Below are 453 nucleotides of genomic sequence, written 5' to 3' on the forward strand. Positions count from 1 at the left end.
CTAGGGCGCGTATCGGGTCGTGATCAATCTGCGGGATTCGCCCTCATGGCGAGGCGTGTACCGGTAGATCTTCTCGCATGACGCAAGCCCAACTGACGGACGAAGAGTGGGAGTTCGTCGGGTCGTATCTGCCGATCGGCGAGTACGGCCCGTATCCCGAGCGGCTGCGGCAGCAGTTCGAGGGTGTGATCTGGCGGTTCAAGACGGGCGGGCAGTGGCGGGAGATGCCGACGGAGTTCGGCGCCTGGTCGACCGTCCACAACCGCTTCCGGCAGTGGCGTGACGCAGGCGTCTTCGAGGCCCTGCTGGAGGGGCTGATCGCGGAAGCCGCAAAGCGCGGTGAGGTGGATCTGTCCCTGGTCAGCATCGACTCCACCACCGCGCGCGCTCACCACGACGCTGCTGGGATGCACCTGGGCAAGGACGTCATCGACGCCCTGGAGAAGGCCACTG

General features: G+C 65.8%; 1 protein-coding gene. It reads left to right on the forward strand.

Annotation, left to right across the window (positions count from 1 at the left end):
- Positions 1 to 77 precede the first annotated feature (77 nt).
- Positions 78 to 453 (forward strand): IS5 family transposase (locus OP79_RS49175; RefSeq protein WP_033329854.1); only part of this gene is annotated, 376 nt, incomplete at its 3' end.

Origin of the sequence: Streptomyces yerevanensis, assembly GCF_000716805.1 — a bacterium.
Taxonomy (GTDB): domain Bacteria; phylum Actinomycetota; class Actinomycetes; order Streptomycetales; family Streptomycetaceae; genus Streptomyces; species Streptomyces flaveus.